The organism is Caproicibacter sp. BJN0012 (assembly GCF_035986805.1).
GTDB lineage: Bacteria > Bacillota > Clostridia > Oscillospirales > Acutalibacteraceae > Caproicibacter.
This window is the reverse complement of record NZ_CP142518.1, coordinates 2,687,638-2,708,383: the sequence shown is the minus strand read 5'-3', so window position 1 is coordinate 2,708,383 and position 20,746 is coordinate 2,687,638. Positions and strand designations below refer to the sequence as shown.

Annotated in this window: 19 protein-coding genes; 13 read left to right on the top strand and 6 right to left on the bottom strand. The window is 51.2% G+C overall.

Features of this window, described 5'->3' with window-relative positions; genetic code table 11:
• Positions 1 to 274: 274 nt before the first annotated feature.
• The 9 genes from VA597_RS13200 (at position 275) to rpiB (ending at position 9,430) form a co-directional block, all read left to right on the top strand.
• On the top strand, positions 275 to 1,678 hold the full coding sequence (locus VA597_RS13200; protein ID WP_326974748.1) for an ABC transporter substrate-binding protein: 1,404 nt from the start codon (positions 275 to 277) through the stop codon (positions 1,676 to 1,678).
• Between the two features lie 245 nt (positions 1,679 to 1,923).
• Positions 1,924 to 2,745, top strand: a complete 822-nt coding sequence (locus tag VA597_RS13195; protein WP_442872778.1) for a carbohydrate ABC transporter permease — start codon at positions 1,924 to 1,926, stop codon at positions 2,743 to 2,745.
• Positions 2,746 to 2,759: 14 nt separating this feature from the next.
• Positions 2,760 to 3,629, top strand: coding sequence for a carbohydrate ABC transporter permease (locus tag VA597_RS13190; protein ID WP_243112518.1), 870 nt, complete (start codon positions 2,760 to 2,762; stop codon positions 3,627 to 3,629).
• Positions 3,630 to 3,643: 14 nt separating this feature from the next.
• Positions 3,644 to 4,777, top strand: coding sequence for an ABC transporter ATP-binding protein (locus VA597_RS13185; protein ID WP_128743251.1), 1,134 nt, complete (start codon positions 3,644 to 3,646; stop codon positions 4,775 to 4,777).
• A 22-nt stretch (positions 4,778 to 4,799) separates the two neighbouring features.
• The gene (locus VA597_RS13180; RefSeq protein WP_128743249.1) at positions 4,800 to 5,942 is read left to right on the top strand and encodes an ABC transporter ATP-binding protein; all 1,143 of its coding nucleotides are present in this window, start codon (positions 4,800 to 4,802) and stop codon (positions 5,940 to 5,942) included.
• A 52-nt stretch (positions 5,943 to 5,994) separates the two neighbouring features.
• A complete protein-coding gene (locus tag VA597_RS13175; protein WP_128743247.1) occupies positions 5,995 to 7,071 on the top strand; it encodes an alcohol dehydrogenase catalytic domain-containing protein in 1,077 nt (358 codons plus the stop codon).
• Between the two features lie 183 nt (positions 7,072 to 7,254).
• The gene (locus VA597_RS13170; protein ID WP_326974745.1) at positions 7,255 to 8,250 is read left to right on the top strand and encodes a dihydroxyacetone kinase subunit DhaK; all 996 of its coding nucleotides are present in this window, start codon (positions 7,255 to 7,257) and stop codon (positions 8,248 to 8,250) included.
• An 89-nt stretch (positions 8,251 to 8,339) separates the two neighbouring features.
• The gene (gene dhaL, locus VA597_RS13165; protein ID WP_128743245.1) at positions 8,340 to 8,978 is read left to right on the top strand and encodes a dihydroxyacetone kinase subunit DhaL; all 639 of its coding nucleotides are present in this window, start codon (positions 8,340 to 8,342) and stop codon (positions 8,976 to 8,978) included.
• Positions 8,975 to 9,430: a ribose 5-phosphate isomerase B gene (gene rpiB / locus VA597_RS13160; protein ID WP_128743243.1), complete on the top strand. Its 456-nt coding sequence runs from the start codon at positions 8,975 to 8,977 to the stop codon at positions 9,428 to 9,430. The genes dhaL and rpiB overlap by 4 nt, the downstream gene beginning before the upstream one ends.
• Positions 9,431 to 9,520: 90 nt before the next feature.
• Here rpiB and VA597_RS13155 read toward each other — a convergent pair whose 3' ends face one another.
• Positions 9,521 to 11,080 (bottom strand): response regulator transcription factor, encoded by a 1,560-nt coding sequence (locus VA597_RS13155; protein ID WP_164919069.1) that lies wholly within the window; start codon positions 11,078 to 11,080, stop codon positions 9,521 to 9,523.
• A 176-nt stretch (positions 11,081 to 11,256) separates the two neighbouring features.
• Here VA597_RS13155 and VA597_RS13150 point away from each other — a divergent pair, with 176 nt between their 5' ends.
• The gene (locus VA597_RS13150) at positions 11,257 to 13,005 is read left to right on the top strand and encodes a sensor histidine kinase (protein ID WP_164919068.1); all 1,749 of its coding nucleotides are present in this window, start codon (positions 11,257 to 11,259) and stop codon (positions 13,003 to 13,005) included.
• Between the two features lie 198 nt (positions 13,006 to 13,203).
• Positions 13,204 to 14,082, top strand: coding sequence for a hypothetical protein (locus tag VA597_RS13145; RefSeq protein WP_128743238.1), 879 nt, complete (start codon positions 13,204 to 13,206; stop codon positions 14,080 to 14,082).
• Between the two features lie 161 nt (positions 14,083 to 14,243).
• Here the strand turns inward: VA597_RS13145 and VA597_RS13140 are convergent, their stop codons facing one another.
• The 5 genes from VA597_RS13140 to VA597_RS13120 form a co-directional block, all read right to left on the bottom strand.
• A complete protein-coding gene (locus VA597_RS13140) occupies positions 14,244 to 14,669 on the bottom strand; it encodes an Hsp20/alpha crystallin family protein (protein ID WP_128743236.1) in 426 nt (141 codons plus the stop codon).
• A 95-nt stretch (positions 14,670 to 14,764) separates the two neighbouring features.
• Positions 14,765 to 15,190 (bottom strand): Hsp20/alpha crystallin family protein, encoded by a 426-nt coding sequence (locus tag VA597_RS13135; protein ID WP_128743234.1) that lies wholly within the window; start codon positions 15,188 to 15,190, stop codon positions 14,765 to 14,767.
• 52 nt (positions 15,191 to 15,242) lie between these two features.
• On the bottom strand, positions 15,243 to 15,665 hold the full coding sequence (locus VA597_RS13130; protein ID WP_128743232.1) for an Hsp20/alpha crystallin family protein: 423 nt from the start codon (positions 15,663 to 15,665) through the stop codon (positions 15,243 to 15,245).
• A 201-nt stretch (positions 15,666 to 15,866) separates the two neighbouring features.
• Entirely contained in the window at positions 15,867 to 17,612 is a 1,746-nt protein-coding gene (locus tag VA597_RS13125; RefSeq protein WP_326974744.1) for an ABC transporter ATP-binding protein, read from the bottom strand.
• An 11-nt stretch (positions 17,613 to 17,623) separates the two neighbouring features.
• Entirely contained in the window at positions 17,624 to 18,139 is a 516-nt protein-coding gene (locus VA597_RS13120) for a peptidylprolyl isomerase (RefSeq protein ID WP_128743229.1), read from the bottom strand.
• A 177-nt stretch (positions 18,140 to 18,316) separates the two neighbouring features.
• Between VA597_RS13120 and VA597_RS13115 the strand changes: the two genes are divergently transcribed.
• Positions 18,317 to 19,111, top strand: coding sequence for an exodeoxyribonuclease III (locus VA597_RS13115; RefSeq protein ID WP_326974742.1), 795 nt, complete (start codon positions 18,317 to 18,319; stop codon positions 19,109 to 19,111).
• Entirely contained in the window at positions 19,102 to 20,694 is a 1,593-nt protein-coding gene (locus VA597_RS13110) for an MBL fold metallo-hydrolase RNA specificity domain-containing protein (RefSeq protein ID WP_128743225.1), read from the top strand. The genes VA597_RS13115 and VA597_RS13110 overlap by 10 nt, the downstream gene beginning before the upstream one ends.
• Positions 20,695 to 20,746: the final 52 nt, after the last annotated feature.

Here is a 20,746-nt window from a genome sequence, read left to right as displayed (position 1 = left end):
TTCCGGAACTTTGGTGAAAACCGGGCTGTGAAATCTTTAGCAAATTAATATCGTTTTGATGGTATTGATAAAATTTTATAAAATGATCGAATCCCGCCTTACAAAAAATAAACAAATTGCTAATAATAAAAAAATAATCAATTTAAAAAAGGCAGGAATTATATTAAAATACTGAGAAGAAAGCTGATAAGGCAAAAATTATATTCATTTTTCGTGTAGGGAGGTTGTATTAATGCACTTCAAGAAGAAAGCTGCAATTTTGTTGACTTTGGCCATGGTGTCAAGCTCCCTGGTGGGATGTTCGGGAGGAAACAGCACTGCCCCAAGCGCCAGCTCCGGAAACACGGCGTCGTCCGCCAGCGCGGAACAAACACAGGCGAAACCGTCTCAGTTTGACTGGAAGAAATACTCCGGCACGACTCTGAAAGTATATTTTGTTCAGCATTTCTGTTCTGCTCCGATCATTGCCAAACTGTCGGAATTCGAAGACAAAACCGGAATTAAGGTTGAGCATACCGTCACCCCGGAAGCAAACTATTTTGACAAGGTTTCCACATCGCTTTCCAGCCGCAGCGGCGATCCGGACGTGTTCATGTCCGGGGCATATCAGTTGTGGGATTATTCTTCGGCAGGTTATGTAGACGATTTGTCGAATTATACCAGCGACGCGGGCGCGACATCGTCGGATTATGATTTTGACGATTTTGTTCCAAGCGTTGTGAATGCTCTGAAATGGGACGGCACCGCAGGCCACAAAGTTGGTTCCGGCCAGCTGCTGGGACTCCCGCTGATGTCTGAAATTTACACTCTTTCCTATAATACAAGAGCATTTAAGCAGTTAAATCTTCAGGTCCCGAAGACTCTGGACGAACTTGCGGACGTCAGCAAAAAATTAAAGAACTGGAACGGCACGGGTTCTTACGGACTGGCAATTCGCGGCGCCCGCGACTGGGGCACGATCCATCCTGGATATATGAGTACATATTCAAACTTCGGCGCGTCGGATTTTGCAATCGAGGACGGAAAACTGGTTTCCAAAGTGAATTCACCGGAAGCGGTAAAAATGACGACTTACTGGACGAATCTGGTGAAAACGGGCTGTGCGCCGGGCTGGTCAAGCTATACCTGGTACGACTGCAGCGCCGACCTGGGAGCAGGAAAAGCGGCTATGATGCTGGATTCGGATTCTGTCGGAGTGCAGCAGAACTGGAAGGGCGCTTCACAGGAGGCGGGAAACCTTGCGTGGGCAACGATTCCTGTTGTGAAAGAAGGAGACACGCCGAAATCCAATTTCTGGACCTGGGCTCTCGCAATGAACAGCGCCTCCAAGAATAAAGGAGCCGCCTGGTATTTCATCCAGTATTTCACATCGAAGGATTTTGCGAAATATGCCACGATTGAAAAGAACAGTCTCGATCCGTGCCGCGAGTCTGTGATTAATTCCAGTGAATACGAAAAAAAGATGAGTGCGCAGACCGGATATCTGGAATCCTTCAAAGCCACCATTGACAATTCCACGATTCTGTTCACTCCGCAGCCGTCGTTTTTTGAAACAACGACGAACTGGGCGGCAACCCTTCAGGACATTGTTGCAGGAAAATACTCGAATGTGCAGGCGGGTATGGACGACTTGAAAAAGAAGATGGATAAGGCGGTCGAGGATGTCGACGTAGGATAACAAAATAGAATTTTGCCCTAAATCAGCTTTTAGAAGAACTGCTCATTTTTTCTCCCCCCAGCGGTATTAAAAATATGCCGCATCAGGCGATTCGGTCCGTGCGGCATATTTGAAATACCTGAGTCTGATTAACGGAGGCAATCGAGATGCCAAGTGAAGGAAAAAATATTCCAGTGAATTACAACGAAATCCCCAGGACCATAAAAAGAAGGCCATATTACATTATTACTCCGGGTATGATCGTATTGATTGGCATTCTGATCCCGTTTATCCTCGCCATTTTCCTTTCATTTACCAATTATTCCTTTAAAAGCATGCACTGGCGTTTTGTCGGGGTGAGAAACTGGACTGACATGCTGACCAATGTGGATTTTTACCACGCCCTTTTAATCACCCTGATTTATGCCGTTTCCGCAACGGTAGTCCAGATGGTTTTGGGAACGGTGATTGCGCTGCTGTTGAAAAAAGACACTTTGTACAGCAAGGTTCTTAAGGTCCTGTTTACTTTTCCGCTGATGGTCGCACCGGCGATTGCAGTCTTGATCTGGCAATTAATGACATCCAACACGGTTGGTGTTCTGGAAAAATTTCTAAATGTTTTTGGAGTTTTTAACTTCCCATGGGCTTCGTCCTACAAGACATCCATGTTTACCGCAGTGTTGATTGATACCTGGGTTAACACGCCGTTTATTTTGCTTTTGGTACTGGCCGGGATTCAGTCACTGCCCAAGTCGCCTTTTGAGGCGGCGCAGGTGGATGGCGCCAGCGCATGGTTTACCTTTAAGACTCTTACATTCCCGATGCTGAAACCGTTCATGTACATTGCGCTTTTGTTCAGACTCATGGCGGCTCTTCAGGAATTCGGAGTTATTTTTTCCCTGTCGAAAGGCGGCCCGGGGGATTCCTTGATGAATATTTCGTTGACGGCTTATATGACGGCGTTTAAATATTCGCGGGTGGGCGTTGCGATGCCTTATCTGCTGGTTTTGTGGGTCATTATCAATTATTCTGCGAAGGCAATTGTCAACAGGCAGCGCAAACTTGCCAGACAGGCCCAGGGATTATAACAGAGGTGAACTGTATGGATAACAATCAAATGGATTCAAAACTGCGAAACAGCTACCAGCGCAGAAAAAAATTCAAAGTCCTTGGGGCGGTCGGCCGCAACCTCGGACTGACTGTTTATGCGGTGTTTGCGTTGTTTCCCCTGCTGTGGATGGTTCTTTGCTCCTTTAAACCGGATACGGAGATGTACAATACGGTTTTCAGATTCCATCCGACAACAGCCAACTATTCCGCGGTCCTGATTGGAACCGATTATTTCAAAGCGTTTTATCAGAATTTTGTCGTTTCGGCCCTTGCCGTTCTGATTACGATCGTCGCGGGGGTGCCAATCGCTTATGCGCTCGCAAGATATAACTTCAAGAAAAAAGAAAATGTCGCTTTCACGATTCTTTCTTTCAAATTCGCTCCGGAGATTCTCGTTTCCCTGCCTGTTTTTCTTATCTTTCAAAAGATAGGGTTATATGACACTTATTTCGGGCTGATCTGGGTCTATCAGCTTGTCACGATGCCGCTGCTGATCTGGGTGCTTCGAGGGTACTTTGAAGATATCAGCGTCGAAATCGAGCAGGCGGCCCAGTTGGACGGATACAGGTGGTATGAGATTTTTCTGAAGACGCTGGTTCCGCTGATTAAGCCGGGGCTTGTTTCCGTGGCGCTGCTTGCCTTTATTTTTGCGTGGAATGACTTTACCTTCCCGCTGATCCTCAGCGGGTCGAGCATCCAGACCATTACCATCACATCCTTGCGTTACCTTGCCTCCGATACGGTTCATTATGGGCAGGTTGCGGTGGCTTCCACCATAGCGGTGCTGCCTGAAGTCATTGCGTGCCTCTTCATTCAGAAACATCTGGTCCGCGGATTGAGCTTCGGTGCGGTGAAAGGATAATGGGGGGTTAAGAGATGGCCCAGATTGAACTGCAAAATATCACAAAGAACTATGGGGAAAAAACAGCCCTCGACGATATCAGCCTTTGTGTAAAAGACAATGAGTTTTTTGTGTTATTCGGCCCGGCCGGAGCCGGGAAGACCACTCTTCTGAAAACGATCGCAGGCATCGAATTTCCTCAGAAGGGCCTGGTGAAAATTAACGACAATATTGTCAATCACGTGGAACCGCTGAACCGGAATGTTTCAATGGTATTTGAAAATTATGCGTTGTATCCGCAGAAAACGGTTTATGACAATATTGCTTCCCCTATGCGCAGCAAGCTTTACAGAGAAAGCGAAGAACATATACGGCAAGCCGTGAATCGGGTCGCCAAAATGATGAGCATCGAGCATCTTCTGGAACGCAGGCCGAGCGAGCTTTCCAACGGGCAGCGCCAGCGTGTCGCCATCGGCAGGTGTCTGGTCAGAAAACCGAATGTTTTTCTGATGGACGAACCGCTTGCTCACCTGGATGCGAAGCTGCGGCATTTCATGCGCAGTGAGCTGAAAGAGATGCAGAGTGCCTTTAACACGACGACGCTTTACGTTACGCACGATTACATGGAAGCCATGTCCCTGGCGGACAGGGTCGCCGTTCTCAACAACGGCCGGTTTGAACAGATCGGCACTTCGAATGAAATGTTCTATCTTCCGAGCAATGAGTTCGTGGCAAAGCTTTTCGGGGAACCGGAAATCAATATTTTCCCGGCGGAACTGAATACAAACGGCGACGCCCTGGAACTGAGGGCGTTTGAAGGAAATGTAACCGTTGTTCCATGCGGCGACGTTGTCCCGCAGCTTAAAAAATCGGCTCAAAAGATAGATATCGGCGTCCGGGGAAACGATATCCGCTTCAGTTTTCAGCAGGAGGGCAGGGACTGGGTACGGGGAAGCGTTTATGCAAACGAGCCGATCGGAAATAAAGTGGTCATGACGGTGGACATTTTCGGCACAAGATTTCACCTGGTTGCTCCAAATCATACAAAAGCAGAACTTGACCAGGAAGTTTACATCAAGTTCGATGAAAAGAATCTCATTTTCTTTGACAGCGAAACGCAGAAGTTCATTACCAGAAGCGCTATGAACCGATTTTTGGCAAAATCATAAGCGGAAGGTACGGTGTGAAATTTTGGCACAGTTAACATTAAAAAATATCTATAAAAGATATGACGGGAGAAAAGGACTGTTTCGTAAGAAGGTTCTGAATGATTTTGCTGTAAAGGATCTTTCCTTTTCCTGCAACGACGGGGAATTCGTCGGGATTCTCGGCCCGTCCGGCTGCGGGAAATCGACCACACTCCGCATGCTTGCCGGTTTGGAGCAGATCACCTCGGGGGATGTTTACATCGATGAGATCAGAATCAACGATCTTTTGCCGAAGGACCGGAACATCGGACTTGCATTCGAGGATTATGCTCTGTATCCGCCGCTCAGCGTATACGATAACCTTGCGTTTAACATGAGGGCGAAAAAGATCGGCGAGGAAGAAATCAGGAAATCAATTGACTATGTGGCTCCTCTGCTGAAAGTCGACGATCTGATTCAGATGAAGCCGACGGCTCTTTCAGGCGGGCAGAAACAGAGGGTGAATATTGCGCGGGCCATCGTCAGAAAACCGGGGCTGCTGCTGTTGGATGAGCCCCTGAGCCACCTGGACGGCAAAATGCGCCAGACACTCCGGCAGGAGATCAAGCGCCTGCACCACGAAATCAAATGCACGACAATCATTGTGACGCATGACCAGCTGGAAGCGATGTCTCTGGCTGACCGGATCGTCATCATGAAGGACGGAGAACTGCAGCAGATGGGAACTCCGCTGGAGGTTTACGATGACCCCGGCAATGTTTTCGTAGCGGGCTTTATCGGAGAGCCCCCCATGAACCTTTTGCCTTCCACGATCGTCAGGGCGGATGGCCACTTTTTGTTCACTTTTGAAAACAGCGATGTCCGTATCGAGGTTCCGCAGCGGTACAGAGAGGTTGTCTCTGACGGGATGGATGTCATTCTTGGCGTCCGCCCGGTGGATGTGTTGATTTCCGGCGGTGATTCGGTCAGCACGGCTGTCCCGGTAGCCGTGTATGAAGATCTGGGAGATGAGCGCCACATCAGCGTCAGAATCGGCAAATCCCTGCTCAATATCACGACGGAAAAAGATGTCTATTACCAAAAGGGACAGATCATTCGTTTGATTTTCCACGCGGAACGAACGCACCTGTTTGACCCGAAAACGGGGGAGAGAATTCGTCCCGGCCAAACCTCTAGCGAAAGCTAAGCAGGATTGAAAAGTGATATCCTGCAATTTGAATCAATAAGGAGATAATCTTATGTCAAATTATCCAAAAACAATGAAAGCTCTGGTCGCGTATGGAAAAGAAGATTATCGTCTGGAAACCTCTTATCCGACCCCGGAATGCGGGCCGGACGACATTATTATCCAGACGGAAGGCTGCGGCATCTGCGCGGGTGATTTGAAATGCCGCCAGGGCGCCGCCAGGTTCTGGGGCGATGAAACAAAACCTTCCTGGGTAAGGCCCCCGTTCATTCCCGGACATGAACTCCTTGGGCATATCGTTGAAACAGGCAAAAATATCACGGACTACAGGATCGGCGACAGGGTCACGGCCGACCAGATCGTTCCCTGCGGGAAATGCCGGTATTGCAAAGACGGACACTACTGGATGTGCCAGCCGCATTATCTGCTGGGGTTCCAGAAGGAGACAAACGGCGGCATGGCGGAATACGTCCGCTTCCCCCAAACGGCCATCGTCCATCGGGTCCCCGAAGAACTGCCGTTGGAAAAGGCGCTTCTCATTGAGCCCTACAGCTGTTCCAAACACTGCATCGACCGCGCGCAGATCGGGTGTGAGGATATTGTTGTCATTTCCGGAGCGGGCACGCTCGGCCTGGGTATGATTACCTATGCGAGAATGAAAAATCCCAAACACCTGATTGTTCTGGACATGGAAGATTCCAGGCTGGAAAAGGCGAAGGAGTTCGGTGCGGACATGGTGTTCAACCCGAAGAATCAGGACGTTGTCGCGGAGATTATGAAGCTGACCGGCGGATATGGATGTGATATCTATGTGGAGGCGACGGGACATCCGTCCAGCGTTCTCCAGGGGCTCGCCATGGTCAGAAAACTCGGCCGCTTTGTTGAATTCAGTGTTTTCGCACAGCCGACCACGGTCGACTGGTCCGTGATCAGCGACGAAAAGGAACTGGATGTTCTTGGCGTCCATCTGAGCCCTTATTGCTACCCGTTTGTGATTGACAATATCTGCAACGGAAATCTCAAGACGGACGGCGTGATCAGGACACTCTTCAGCCTTGACGAGTGGGAAAAAGCGTTCGATTATGCGACCGGCAAATACGGTGATTTTAAAATAGCGTTTAAGTTCTGAATTCATTCCTGATTTAAACCGTAAAATTTTGTATTACACCTTGGGGACCGCCGGTTTCGGGAGTAATTAAACTCATTCTCCTCCTTCTTCTCAACTTTTTAAAGCGCCAGCATTGTCCTTTAATCACCGGGGACTCCCGGCGAATCGGCGGCCCCAAAATTTGAATCAAGGGAACGTGATGATATGCAGCGAATTTTAAACAACCCCGACGACATTGTAAACGAAGAACTGGAAGGGTTCCTGAAAGCGCATCCGGATCTGATCGCGGGGACGGACAATCAGAGGGCGATCCGGTATGCGGGATTCCCGGGCGACAGAGTCGGCGTCGTGACGGGCGGCGGCTCCGGGCACGATCCCGCGTTCATCGGCTACTGCGGGAAAAACATGGTCGACGCCGTGGCGGTAGGGGAAATCTGCTCTTCGCCGACGGCGGTCGCGTTTCTGGACGCCTTCCGCGCGGCGGATGGAAAGAAAGGCGTCGCCTGCCTGTACGGCAATTACTCGGGAGACAACATGAACGTCAAAATGGCCGTCAGAATGGCGAAGAAGGAGGGCCTTGAGGTCAAAACGGTCGTGGCGAACGACGACGTGGCCTCGGCTCCAAAGGATCAGCGGGAAAAACGGCGCGGCGTTGCGGGCGAGATTTTCATGTGGAAGGCCGGGGGAGCGAAAGCGGCGTCCGGGGCCTCTCTGGAGGAAGTCATCGCGGCCGCGCAGAAGGCGATCGACAACACCAGAAGCGTTGGAATCGGGCTGACCCCCTGCACGCTTCCCGCCGTAGGGCATCCCAATTTCACGATTGAAGACGGGACCATGGAAGTCGGCATCGGCCACCACGGCGAGCCCGGAATCGCAGTCTGCAAGCTGGAGACGGCCGCGCAGATGGCGAAACGCATGACGGGGGTCGTTCTGCCGGATTATCCGTTCACCGCCGGTGACGAAGTGGCGGTTCTGGTCTCCGGCCTCGGCGCCACCCCGGTCATGGAGCTTTACGTCCTGTACGGCGAGATTGAAAAAATTCTGAACGCCGAGGGGCTGAAGGTCCACCGCGCGTATGTCGGCAACTACTTTACCTCCATGGAGATGATGGGCGCGACGCTGTCGGTGATGAAGCTGGACGACGAATTAAAAACGCTGATGGATCTGCCAGTCAATACCGTGGGACTGAAGCAGTTTTAACCCAAAAACTTTTGGCGCGCACGATTCCCTCCGGCCGCGGGCGGGCGGCGGGCAGGGAATCCATCGACTGGCGTTAAGGGAGGAAAAACATGTCAACCTTTCAAAATGCGGAGGGGAAAAGCATTCTTCTCGGGATGGTCAAGGCAATTCAGGAAAATAAAAAGTATCTCGGCGATATCGACGGTCTGATCGGGGACGGCGATCACGGCATGAATATGAATAAAGGCTTCACCCTGTTCGGCGAGCGGATCGCGGACCGTGACATTTCTTTTGCGGAGGGCCTGGACGAACTGAGTACGGTTCTGATGACGGAGATCGGCGGGTCCATGGGGCCGATTTACGGCACGATTTTTGCGGGCATGGCGGAAAGGGGCCGGGACCTGACGGAGATTTCCCTCCGTGATTTTTCCGGAATGGTCGAAGAGGGTCTTTCCGGGCTGCGGGAAATCGTGCAGGCGCAGGTCGGGGACAAGACGCTGATGGATACCCTCGGCCCCGCGGGCGATTCCCTGAAAGAATCCGTGCAGGAGGGCGGAGAGTTCCAAGCGGCCCTTGAAAAAATGAAAACAGCCGCGGAGGACGGGATGAATTCCACCAAAAATCTGGTCGCCAAGTTCGGCCGTTCCAGCCGGCTGGGCGAACGCTCCCGGGGCGTTCTGGACGCGGGCTCGGTATCCTGCTGTATTCTTTTGAAAGCGATGGCGGACGGAATCGAGGCGCTGCTATGAAGCTGATCGTTGGAAGCGACGAAGCCGCGTATGACTTCAAGGAAAAGATCAAGGAGTACCTGATTTCGGAAGGCTATGAAATCGTGGATAAAGGGACTTATGACGGCCGGCCGGTCCTGTACCCGGACATTGCCGTAAAAGTCGCCCAGGCCGTCGCGGACGGCGAAGCGGACCGGGGCATCCTGATGTGCGGCACGGGGATCGGGATGTCGATCTCCGCCAACAAGGTGCCGGGAATCCGCGCGGCGGTGTGCCACGACTGCTATTCGGCGGAGCGGGCAAGGAAGAGCAACAACGCGCAGATCCTATGCATGGGCGCGCGCGTCATCGGCCTGGAGCTTGCCAAGCAGCTTGCCGACATCTGGCTGGCTTCTGATTTCTCCGGGGGCCGCTCTCAGCCGAAGGTTGACCGCATCAGCTACTATGACGATCTGTACAAAAAGCAAAAATAGAAGAACTGGCACCGGGCGTCCGGTGCCAGTTCTTTTTAAAGCCGGTCAGCGGATCGGCCTCATTTCACGGCTCATTTTCCATGCCGTTTCTTATGAAGGGGAAATCTGAATGAATTTGTCCTTATATTCCTTACAAGTTAGTTTTGTCACATCCTTAAATACCTTGCTGAAATAATATGGACTTGAAAATCCGACTTTTTCCGCTATTTCGTAGATCCTCAGATTTGTAGTTTTCAGGAGTTCCTTTGCTTTGCCGATCCGGAACCGCATCAGATAATCGCTGAAATTGATCCCGGTCTCCTGTTTGAACACAAGCGACAGATAACTGCTGCTGATGTTAACTGCTTTTGCGGCGTCCGTTAATGTGATGCTGGAGGAATAGTGGCTTTCGATGAAAGATAAACAGACTTTGATAAAGTAACTGTACCCACAGCTTTTGTTTTGCAGAAGATTCAAGATCTGCGAATACAAATTGTGAACATATTTTTCCGCGATGCTGATGGAGGAGATTCGGTTCAGGCTTTCATAGTCAAAATTCTTGGCGAAAGCGGAATCTTTCTCCCCGCCGGTTCTCTTATAGATCGACTTGGCGAAGGCCAGGAAATCAATATAACAGTTTTTAAAATATTTAAAGTTTTTTGCTTTCCTCAACTGGGTGAAGATGTCCGCAATATATTGATCCAGCCCCGCGGCGTCGCCTTTGTCCACAAACTCCCTGATCGTTTCAATATTTATTTTTTGCCGCATGTCAAAGGATGCGTCCGTTCTGCCGCGATACATGGAGACTGTGTCAGAAATAAAAAAACAGTCCTGTTTTGCCGTTTCCGCTTCCACGAACATTTCGGGAAAACGAAGAAAATTTCCGGGAAGGCTTAAACCTATGTTCAGGTCGACGTTGCTGTACTGTTTGATGTTGCGGGCAAGCATTCTGCTCTGGTTCAGCAAAAGCTCTTTGATATCCGTTTTTGCAAAGGAAACCGGCGCGACCACCGTCGAGATGATTTTATTTTGCATCTGCGTGACATAGGAAAATGCATTGTGGAAATGCAGATCGATTAAGGAACTCAGCATATTGCTTAAAATATTCGCGGTATTGGCCGCAAGCTGGGAGGAATCGCAGGAACAGATCAAGACGACATAGGCGGGTTCGGGGAACAGGCCCTCCGGCGGAACGGCAAACGCGCCGGAAGTGAGGCCGCTGCGTGCGACATCATTGTAGACCTGGCTGCGGATATATTCTTTTTGCCCGCCGTCCAGCTCTGCCAGCGGCTGAGGCTTATTTACAAAAGAAAGCGTACTTAGGGTATCCAGCAAACTTTTTTGGCTTATTTCCGATTTAATCAGATACTGGGAGACGCCGAATTTTATTGCCTGACGGGCGTAATCGAAATCCCTGTAATTACTGATGATGATGATCTGGATTTCCTTGCCCTTTTTCTTGATTTCGGAGATGAGCTCCAACCCGTCCATATCCGGCATTTTAATGTCGGTCATCAATACGTCCGGCTTTAATCTGTCAAACAATTTCAAGGCTTCCAGTCCGTTTGAAGCTTCGCCTACGATATTATAACCGTACTGGGGCCAGTTAATAGTTGTTTTCAAACCTAATCGGACTAAAAATTCATCGTCGACGATTAATACTTTTCGCAACACTATTACACCTCCCAATTTCCAATACGCCAATTATATTCTATATAATTTCTGAATTATTTAAATTGACATTAAGAAAAATATGCAAATATGATAAAATATAGAAGCAAATTTACAATAATTGGAAACGTGCCCGCACGGGCGGACCGGGTTCTTAAAACATGGAGGAGCAGGATATGAAAAAAATATATTCGATCAAGTATAAAATGTTTTTTGCCATATTTGGTCTGCTGATCCTATTCCTTTTGTTCTTTTGGATTGTCATTAACGACACCTATGCGAAGAGTCTTTATCAAAATGAGATCAATTATAATGTGCTTTCCACGGATAAAATCAAATCCGAATTGGACGGGATCATAGAAAATTCTCAGCACACCGCCACGATTCTGTCCACCAGCAGTCAGCTGGAGCCTTTCCTTTACAAGAAGGTCAATAAAAATATTTCGGACAATAATGTGGCGGCCATGAATCTGTTTTTACAAAACATTTCAAGTCTGGAACCATATGTAAACAGCATTCAGGTGATTGGAGACGACGGGCAGATCGGCGCAACCGATTCCGTCATCAATACGGCGGATACGCTTGACTTTTATACGAAGCAAATCAGAATGGAAGGCTCCGATACGCCTTTTTGGACTGAAAAACACACGCTGGTCCAGAAATATCCCAAAAATGTTTCCGATGTTTTTTCCTACATCTATCCGATCATTAATTCACAGGAACCGGAGGATAAGGCTTATATCGTGATTAACATCAGTTACGAATACATAGAAGAAGAATTTGTCAATTTTGCGATTGAGGAAAACGAAAGCGCATTCATCTGCAGTCCCGGCGGCAAGATCATCTTTGAATATCCGCTTTCCACTTCGTTTGAGCCGGTGATCAGGCAGTTCCCAGAGATATTGATGAACAACGATTTCGTTCAGGATAAAAAGGTTTTCGGAGTGGACAACATCGTTGTCTGCAAGCAGCTGAACAATATCAACTGGAAAGTGATCCGTGTGATCCCCGCCGATCTGGTTACGATCGAAACAAAGAAAATGAACGTTTATTTTAAAATCGTCCTGCTGCTGGCTGCGGGGATCTCTCTGCTGTTTTCCATGCTGCTGGCCCAAAAATTCACCAAACCGATCCGGGCCCTGAACGACGCCTGCAAAAGTGTGGAAGTCGGAAATCTTTCCTACCATGTTGAAATCCGCGGCAAGGACGAGATGAGCCAGCTGTGCCATTCCTTTAATCTGATGATCGATAAAATCAATGTTTATCTGAAGAGAGAGCTCGACAACCAAAAACAAAAGACCGAGATGCAGTTTCAGATCCTGCAGGCTCAGATCAATCCCCATTTTCTTTATAATACGCTGGACTCCATCAAATGGCTGGCGGCGATGCAGAATATGGACAATATCGTGGAAATGATCACAGCGCTCATCAATCTGCTGAAATACAATCTCTCTCCTCATGATTCCCTGACAACTCTGAAAGATGAAATCAACAGCGTGACGAATTATGTTACGATCGAAAAACTCAGGTATCTTGATATGTTCGAACTGACGACTTCCCTGGACGAGGGTACGCTGAATCATAAGATGATCCGGTTTCTGCTGCAGCCGTTGGTTGAGAACAGCATTATTCACGGCTTCAGGGATGCCGAGCGGGTCTACAGAATCCAGATCACCTCTTACTATCTTGATGATATGCTGCATATCAAAGTGATCGATAACGGCTGCGGGATGGATATCGGAAAGCTTCAGCAGATCAATTCCGGATTCAAAAATGACAAACGCTTCAACAATATTGGAGTGAAAAACATCCAGGAGAGAATCCAGCTTAACTATGGATCCCGATATGGGCTTTCCTACCACAGCGTGCCGGACTCCGGAACGACCGCCGAAATCACTTTGCCAATCGAAAAAGACAAACCGTAATTTAGATGTTCCTCCCGCGCACCCTTCGGCCGGACCGGACGTGGATTTTTTGATTCGGCGGTGATATAATGATACCAATGTGCACAGCCGCGCGGGAAAACGGCCTGCCGCTTCTGCTTGTGTGAGCGCTCCGCGAAGACCGTCCGTCCGGTCCGGCAGCTGAAATCATGGCCTTCGGTTTAGAGAGGGGGACCCCGCATGGATGTTTATTGGAAAATCTGCCCCGGGCAGGAAGCGCCCGCCGGTGAAAAGCCGGGCCGGCCGCTGCGTGTTGACTGGAGCTTTTCTTACGACGGGCTTGAGTACCGTATTCCCCTGATTTATCTGTTCGATCAGGGAATTGTTTTTGACGTGGTTGCCGTGCTTGAGAATGGAGCGGCCCGCGTTTTTTATGACCGGTGCCATGACGAAGGTGAAACCCTGTCGGAAGAGGAAAGGGAAGTTGCCTGGGCGCAGCTGCCGTTCATTGAGGCCCTTCCGTTAAAAGGCTTTCTGATTAATGGTCAGAAAATCGAAAACGGATGGCGCGGGCAGGGAAGATTCTATTTTCCCTGGGACCCCCACGACGGGGGAGAGCTGCAGCCGCTGATTGGGGAAAACGGGTTTTTAAAAGACGCCTGTTTCGCATGGACGCGGTGCCATGTGCCTGTTTCCTCCCTCCTCGCGCTGAAAACCCTGACGGTTTGCCTGCATGAGACCCGGCGTTCTTTCCCCGTCGGGGCCCGCTTTTTCCTTCCGGTCGGGAAAATGGCCGAGGACCGAAAAATCGAATTTATTCATCCGGTAACGGGGAATGCGCACCGCCTTATTGTTGATGCTTTGGAATGCGTGGACCTGCACCAGATTCTTTCCAGTTCACCGGATTTCGCGCGGCGTTACTGTCCCTGTCTGCGGTATATGATCGATCCGCCCTTGCCTGACGCGGAAAAGCTGGAGATACGGCAAGTCGGTTCGCGGACTGCATCTTCTTCTTCCGATGATGCGGTTGCGGTTGGATGGATCGGCATGGCGGACGGGCCGGTCGCTATTTTCCGTCCGCCGGGCGGCGCGGTTTCCCCGTCAGGCAGGCTTTTCTGAACCCGGCCGAATCCGTTCCGGAGCAGGTGGAAATCTGGATCCCGTTTTTATCCATGCCAAGGAATCCGGAAATGGAATTCACTTTTTCTTTGGATTCTACGAAAAGCGGACAATAACAAAAAAGAGGATGCATGCGCATCCTCTTTTTTGTACATGGCGTATTATTTCACTTCGATTTTACGCGAAGCGGGCTTTGTCTCAGCCAGTTTCGGAAGTTCCAGGTTTAAAACGCCATCCTGATAGCTCGCGTTGATCTTGTCGGCGTCGATGCCCTGGAGGTTGAAACTGCGGCTGAAGGCGCTGTACCTTCTTTCGCGGCGGACATAGTTCTTCTGGCCGCCGCCGGATTCTTCCTTGTGCTCGGCGGTCAGCTGCAGCCTGTCGCCGTCGACGGAGAGCTTGATGTCCTCTTTTTTGAATCCCGGCAAGTCGGCCTTCAGCACAAACTTGTCATTTTCCTCCAGAATGTCGGTTCTGCAGGGAGCGGACTCCGCTCCGAATTCACCGAAAAAGCTGCTGTTCAGCATCCGGTCGAATGTGTCAAAGATGCTGCCGGACCTGCTTTCAAATGGAACCAAATCGAACATACTGAAAACCTCCTTTAAATTGAATCAGAGTCATATTTTGAAAGTCCTGCGCGAAGGGCGCGCTGACGGAGCCTTGCAAAGGAATACTTTTCGTATTATTGAATCTCAATTTTACGGGAAGAGGGCTTCGTTTCTACGATTTTCGGCAAATCGAGGGTCAATACGCCGTCCTGATAGCTTGCGCTGATCTTTCCGGTGTCGATGCCCTGAATGTCGAAGCTGCGGGCTAAGGAACCGTATTTCCTCTCCCTGCGCACAAAATTCTCTCCGCTGCCGTTCGCTTCTTCCCTGCGCTCGGCGGAAAGGGTCAGCACATCGCCGTCGATGCCGATCTTGATGTCTTCCTTCCGGAAGCCGGGCATGTCGGCCATCAGCACGAACTTGTCTCCCTGGTCGAGGATATCCGCGCGGCAGGGAGCACAGTCGGCGTCCGGGCTGCCGAAAAATCCGTTGTTCATCACCCGGTCGAAGTAGTCGAAGATCCCGCCGGATCTGTTATCAAAAGGAACCAAGTCAAACATAGAAAAAACCTCCTGTTTTTTTAGTGATTCATCTGCCGTTATGATGAGCCGGCTATTTTACTTCAATTCTTTTTTCCTGCGGTTTTGCCTGGACCAGTTTCGGCAGTTCCAATTCCAGCACGCCGTTTTGGTAGCTTGCGTTGATCCGGCCAGGGTCGATGCCGCTGATATCGAAGCTCCGGCTGAACGCCCCATATCTTCTTTCCCTGCGAAGATAATTCTTTTTATTTTCGTTTCCTTCTTCTTTATGTTCCGCGCTCAGGACCAGCCGGTCGCCCTCCACGCTGATGTTGATTTCCTGCTTTTGAAATCCGGGCAGATCCGCTTTCAGAACATATCGATCGCCTTTGTCAAGGATATCGGTCCGAAAGGAATGAAAAGAGTCCATACCGTTCCAGAAACTTTCGCCCATCATGCGGTCGAATTCATCAAACAAACTGCTTTCGCTGTGTCTAAAAGGAATCAAATCAAACATACTCGAAACCTCCGTTTCCGTTTGATCTATCGGGAATTCTTTGTTTTCCCTTTCAACAACTACAGTATATCTGCCATATATGAATAATTTTTGAAATAATCTTTGAATTATTATGAATTTTAGCACTCTAATGAAAAGAGTGCTAAAACTTTATAAAAAGAACGGGGCCGCCCGGATCCGGGCGGCCCCGCGGCCGTTCGATTATTCCATCTCCTCCAGCCCTTCATACTGAAGATTGTAATACCTTGCGTAGATCCCGTCCGCGCGCAGCAGAGAATCGTGTGTGCCGCTCTCCAGAATGCCGTCGTCGCCGATGACGACGATCTCGTTGGCATTCCGTATGGTGGACAGCCGGTGCGCGATTACGACGGTGGTGCGGTCCCGGCTGAGCAGGTCGAGCGACGCCTGAATCCGGCGCTCACTTTCGTTGTCCAGGGCGCTGGTGGCTTCGTCCAGAATCAGGATCTTCGGGTTTTTCAGAAAGACGCGGGCGATGGAGATGCGCTGCTTCTGACCGCCGGAAAGACGCGCGCCGCGCTCTCCGACATAAGTGTTGTAGCCGTCCTCCAGACCCATGATGAAATCGTGGATGTTGGCGTTGCGCGCGGCCTCGACGATCTCCTCGTCCGACGCGTCCGGTCTGCCGTAGGCGATATTGTCGCGGATGCTGCCGGAAAACAGGTAAACGTCCTGCTGCACGATGCCGATCGCGTTCCGGAGAGATTCCAGGCGGATTTTCCGCACGTCGATTCCGTCGATCGAAACGCTTCCGCCGGTCACGTCGTAAAAGCGGGGGAGAAGGGAACAGAGCGTCGTTTTGCCTCCGCCGGAGGGGCCGACCAGCGCAATGGTCTGCCCTGCGTCGATTTTCAGATCAATATGGTTCAGGACCTGTTCGGACTCGTTGTAGCTGAACGAAACGTCCCGGTATTCAATGTTTCCTTTCACTTCGCCGAGGTCCACGGCGCCGGGCCGGTCCACAATCTCCGGCTCGGTCTCGATGACTTCGAGAAACCGCTTGAAACCGGAGTATCCCTTCTGGAACTGCTCGGTGAATTCCACCAGAACGTCGATCGGGTTGATGAAGATCGTGATATACAGGGCGTAAACGGCGAGGTCCGAAAGTTTCAGCCCGCCGTAAGCGATGAAGTATCCGCCGCTGATCAGAACGGTCAGGTACAAAAGGCCTTCAAAAAAAGAATTGCCGGCGCGGAAAATCCCCATGATCTTATAGTTGTCGATTTTTGAATCGAGAAACATCAGGTTGCTCCGCTCAAATTTGTCATGTTCGAGCGCCTCGTTCCCGAAGGATTTCACCACGCGGATCCCTGCCAGACTGTCCTGTACGCGGGAATTGACGCCGGAAATTTTCCTCCGGTTGTCCATAAAGGTCGCGCGCATCTTTTTGTTCTGGCTGATGCTGAACAGCACCATGACCACGGTCACGGCCGCCAGAATCAACGTCATCGGAACGTTGATAAACAGCAGAAGCAGAAAAGAACCGAGGAGCTTGACCACGGAGATGAAAATGTTTTCCGGGCCGTGATGCGCCAGTTCCGAGATATCAAACAGATCGGAGACAAGGCGGCTCATCAGGTCGCCCGTGTTGTTCCGGTCGTAGTAGGAGAAGGAAAGGCGCTGGAAGTGGTCGAACAGGTCCTGCCGCATGTTGCTTTCCATCCGCGCGCCCATCACGTGGCCCCAGGAGGTGATGAAATACTGGCAGCCGTAGCGGGCGGCGCACATCAGGAGCAGAAGGCCGGCAAGCGGCCAGAGAATCCGCAGGATCTGTTCCGGTCCCTGGGCAAATACCCCGCTGGTCAGCCAGCGGAGAACCTGCGGCAGGGAGATGTCGATCGCGGAGAGAAGAAGCGCGCAGAAGATGTCAAAGTAGAAAATGGCTTTGTAAGGCCGGTAATATCGAATAAATTTTTTAAATACGGACATGCTGCTTTCCTTTAAACGGTTTTTGGTTTTTCATAGGTTTCACCGAAGGTTTCCACCGTCATGGAGTCGATGGCTTCGTCCTCCAGAGGCTTGTCGTCATAGTCCCGGGGCACGTTGACGATCCGGTCGATTTCCTCCATGCCGGAGATGACCCGTCCGAAAGACGCGTACTCACCATCCAGATAAGGGGAATCCTCCACCATAATGAAGAACTGGGAGCCTGCGCTGTTCGGTTCCACGGTCCGCGCCATGGAAATGACGCCCCTTGCGTGTTTCAGGTCATTTTGAAAGCGGTTCGAGGTGAATTCTCCGCGAATGCTGTAGCCGGGGCCGCCGGTTCCATTGCCAAGCGGGTCGCCCCCCTGAACCATGAAATGGGGAATCACGCGGTGAAACAGCGTCCCGTTGTAAAACCCCTTTTGGACCAGAGAGATAAAGTTGTTCACAGTATTTGGGGCGATATCGGGATAAAGTTCTATCTCGGCCGAGCCCCTAGAAGTTTTCATGGTAACAATCGGATATTTCATGAAGCAATCCTCCATTTGTGATATTCGGTCCGGACAATAATCCCATTATAGCCGGGAAATCCGTTTTATACAAGACGGAGTTTGCAAAACCTGAATGGAGAATGGAAATCAATGCAAAATGATGACGAATGGGGGACGAATATGGTATACTATGTTTAAAAAGGGAGGGAAATGCCGGTGAAATTGATTTCATGGAATGTCAACGGCCTGAGGTCGTGTCTGAACAAGGGATTTTTGGACTTTTTCGAACAGGCGGAAGCCGATGTTTTTTGCATTCAGGAAACGAAGATGCAGCCGGACCAGGCGGAGCTGACGCTGGCGGGATATCGGCAGTACTGGAATTCGGCGCAGAAAAAGGGATATTCCGGGACGGCGGTGTTTTCCAGGGTTGAGCCGCTTTCCGTTCGGTACGGGATCGGGATTCCGGAGCACGACACGGAAGGGCGCTGCATTACGCTGGAATTTCCTGATTATATGCTTGTCACGGTTTACACGCCGAATTCCCAGCGCGAGCTGGCCAGGCTCTCTTACCGCATGCAGTGGGAGGATGCGTTCCGTGAATATCTGTCCGGCCTTGACGCGCATAAGCCGGTGATTGTGTGCGGAGACATGAATGTCGCCCGCGAGGCGATCGATTTGAAAAATCCAAAGAGCAATCTGCGCAACGCCGGCTTTACCGAGGAGGAAAGGGAAAAAATGACCCGGCTGCTCGAATCCGGCTTTACAGACAGCTTCCGCTGGCTTTATCCGGACACGGTCACTTATTCATGGTGGTCATACATGTTTCACGCGCGGGAAAAGAATGCCGGCTGGCGCATCGATTATTTCCTGGTGTCGGATGAGCTGAGGGAACGGGTCGGGGACAGCAGGATCCTGACCGATGTCATGGGAAGCGACCATTGCCCGGTGGAGCTTGTGCTCAGGGACGGGGCTGTGCGGAATGGAAAACAGGAGGAAGAAAGATGCAGCTGACTTTTTACGGAGCGGACAAGGAAGTGACGGGAAGCTGCCATTGTCTGGAGGCCTGCGGGAAACGGATCCTGATTGACTGCGGGCTTCAGCAGGGCGCGGACGGAGGCGGCGACAGGGACTTGCCGTTTTACGCGCAGCAGATCGACTATGTGATCGTCACCCACGCGCATATCGACCACAGCGGGCGTCTTCCGCTGTTGGTCAGGAACGGATACCGGGGTAAAATTTACGCGACGGGGGCTACCTGCGACCTGCTGTCCATTATGCTGCGCGACAGCGCGCATATTCAGGAAATGGACGCCGTGAACGAGAACAGAAAGGGAAAACGGGCCGGCAGGGAACCGGAAGAACCTCTGTATACGGTCGAGGACGCGCAGGATACGATCCGGCGTCTGGAACCCTGCGTTTACGACGAAATGGTTCCTCTGTGCGAGGGAGTCCGGTTCCGCATGGTCGACGCGGGACACCTGCTCGGTTCCGCCTCCGTGGAGCTGTGGGCGGAAGAAAACGGGGAAACGAAAAAGATCGTGTTTTCCGGCGATATCGGAAACCTGAACCAGCCGATTATCCGGGACCCCCAGTATATTCGGGAAGCGGACTATGTAGTGATGGAATCCACCTACGGCAACCGGGAGCACGACCCGATCACGAGCTATATTCCGGACCTTGCGAAGGTGTTCGATGAAACGCTGGCCGCAGGCGGCAACGTGGTGATTCCCAGCTTCGCGGTCGGCCGGACGCAGGAGCTGCTCTATTTCATCCGGGAGATGAAAGCAAAAAAGCTGGTGAAAAGCGTGCCGGATTTTCCGGTCTATGTGGACAGCCCTCTCGCCGCCGAGGCGACGGAAATTTACAGCGGCGATCTGACCGGCTATGCGGACGAGGACACCGTCCGTGTGATCCGCGAGGGATTCCGCCCACTGCGCTTTTCCAACCTGCACATCTGTGAGAGCGTCGAGGAGTCCAGGGCCCTGAATGAAGACGGCGTGCCCAAGGTGATTATCTCCTCCAGCGGAATGTGCGAGGCGGGCCGCATCCGTCATCATCTGAAACACAATTTGTGGAGAAGGGAATGTTCGATCGTTTTCGTCGGGTACCAGGCAAACGGAACGCTGGGGCGCATCCTGGTCGACGGAGCGAAACAGGTCAAGCTGTTCGGAGAAGAAATCGCCGTCGAGGCCCGCGTCCACAATTTCAAGGCGCTGTCGGGGCACGCCGACCACAAGGGCCTGCTGCGCTGGATCGGGTCGTTTGCTCAAAAGCCGGACCGCGTGTTCGTTGTCCACGGCGAGCAGGAGATCTGCCAGGAATTTACGGAGGAGCTGAACGCGCTGGGCTACCACGCTTACGCGCCGAATTTCCGGGCGGTCGCGGATCTGATCAGCAACACCATCCTGGAAGAGGGGACCGAGCCCGCCCGCGTCAAGGCAAAGGCGAGAAGAGTGCAGGCCGCGTTTGCGCGTCTGGTGGAAGCCGGACGCCGCCTGATGCGCGTCATTCAGGAAAACGAAGGCGGCGCAAATAAAGACCTTGCCAAATTTGCCGACCAGATCAATTCGCTCAGCGACAAATGGAGCCGGTGACCGTGCTGATAAACAATAAAACGCGCCGCTGCAATAGGAAATTGCAACGGCG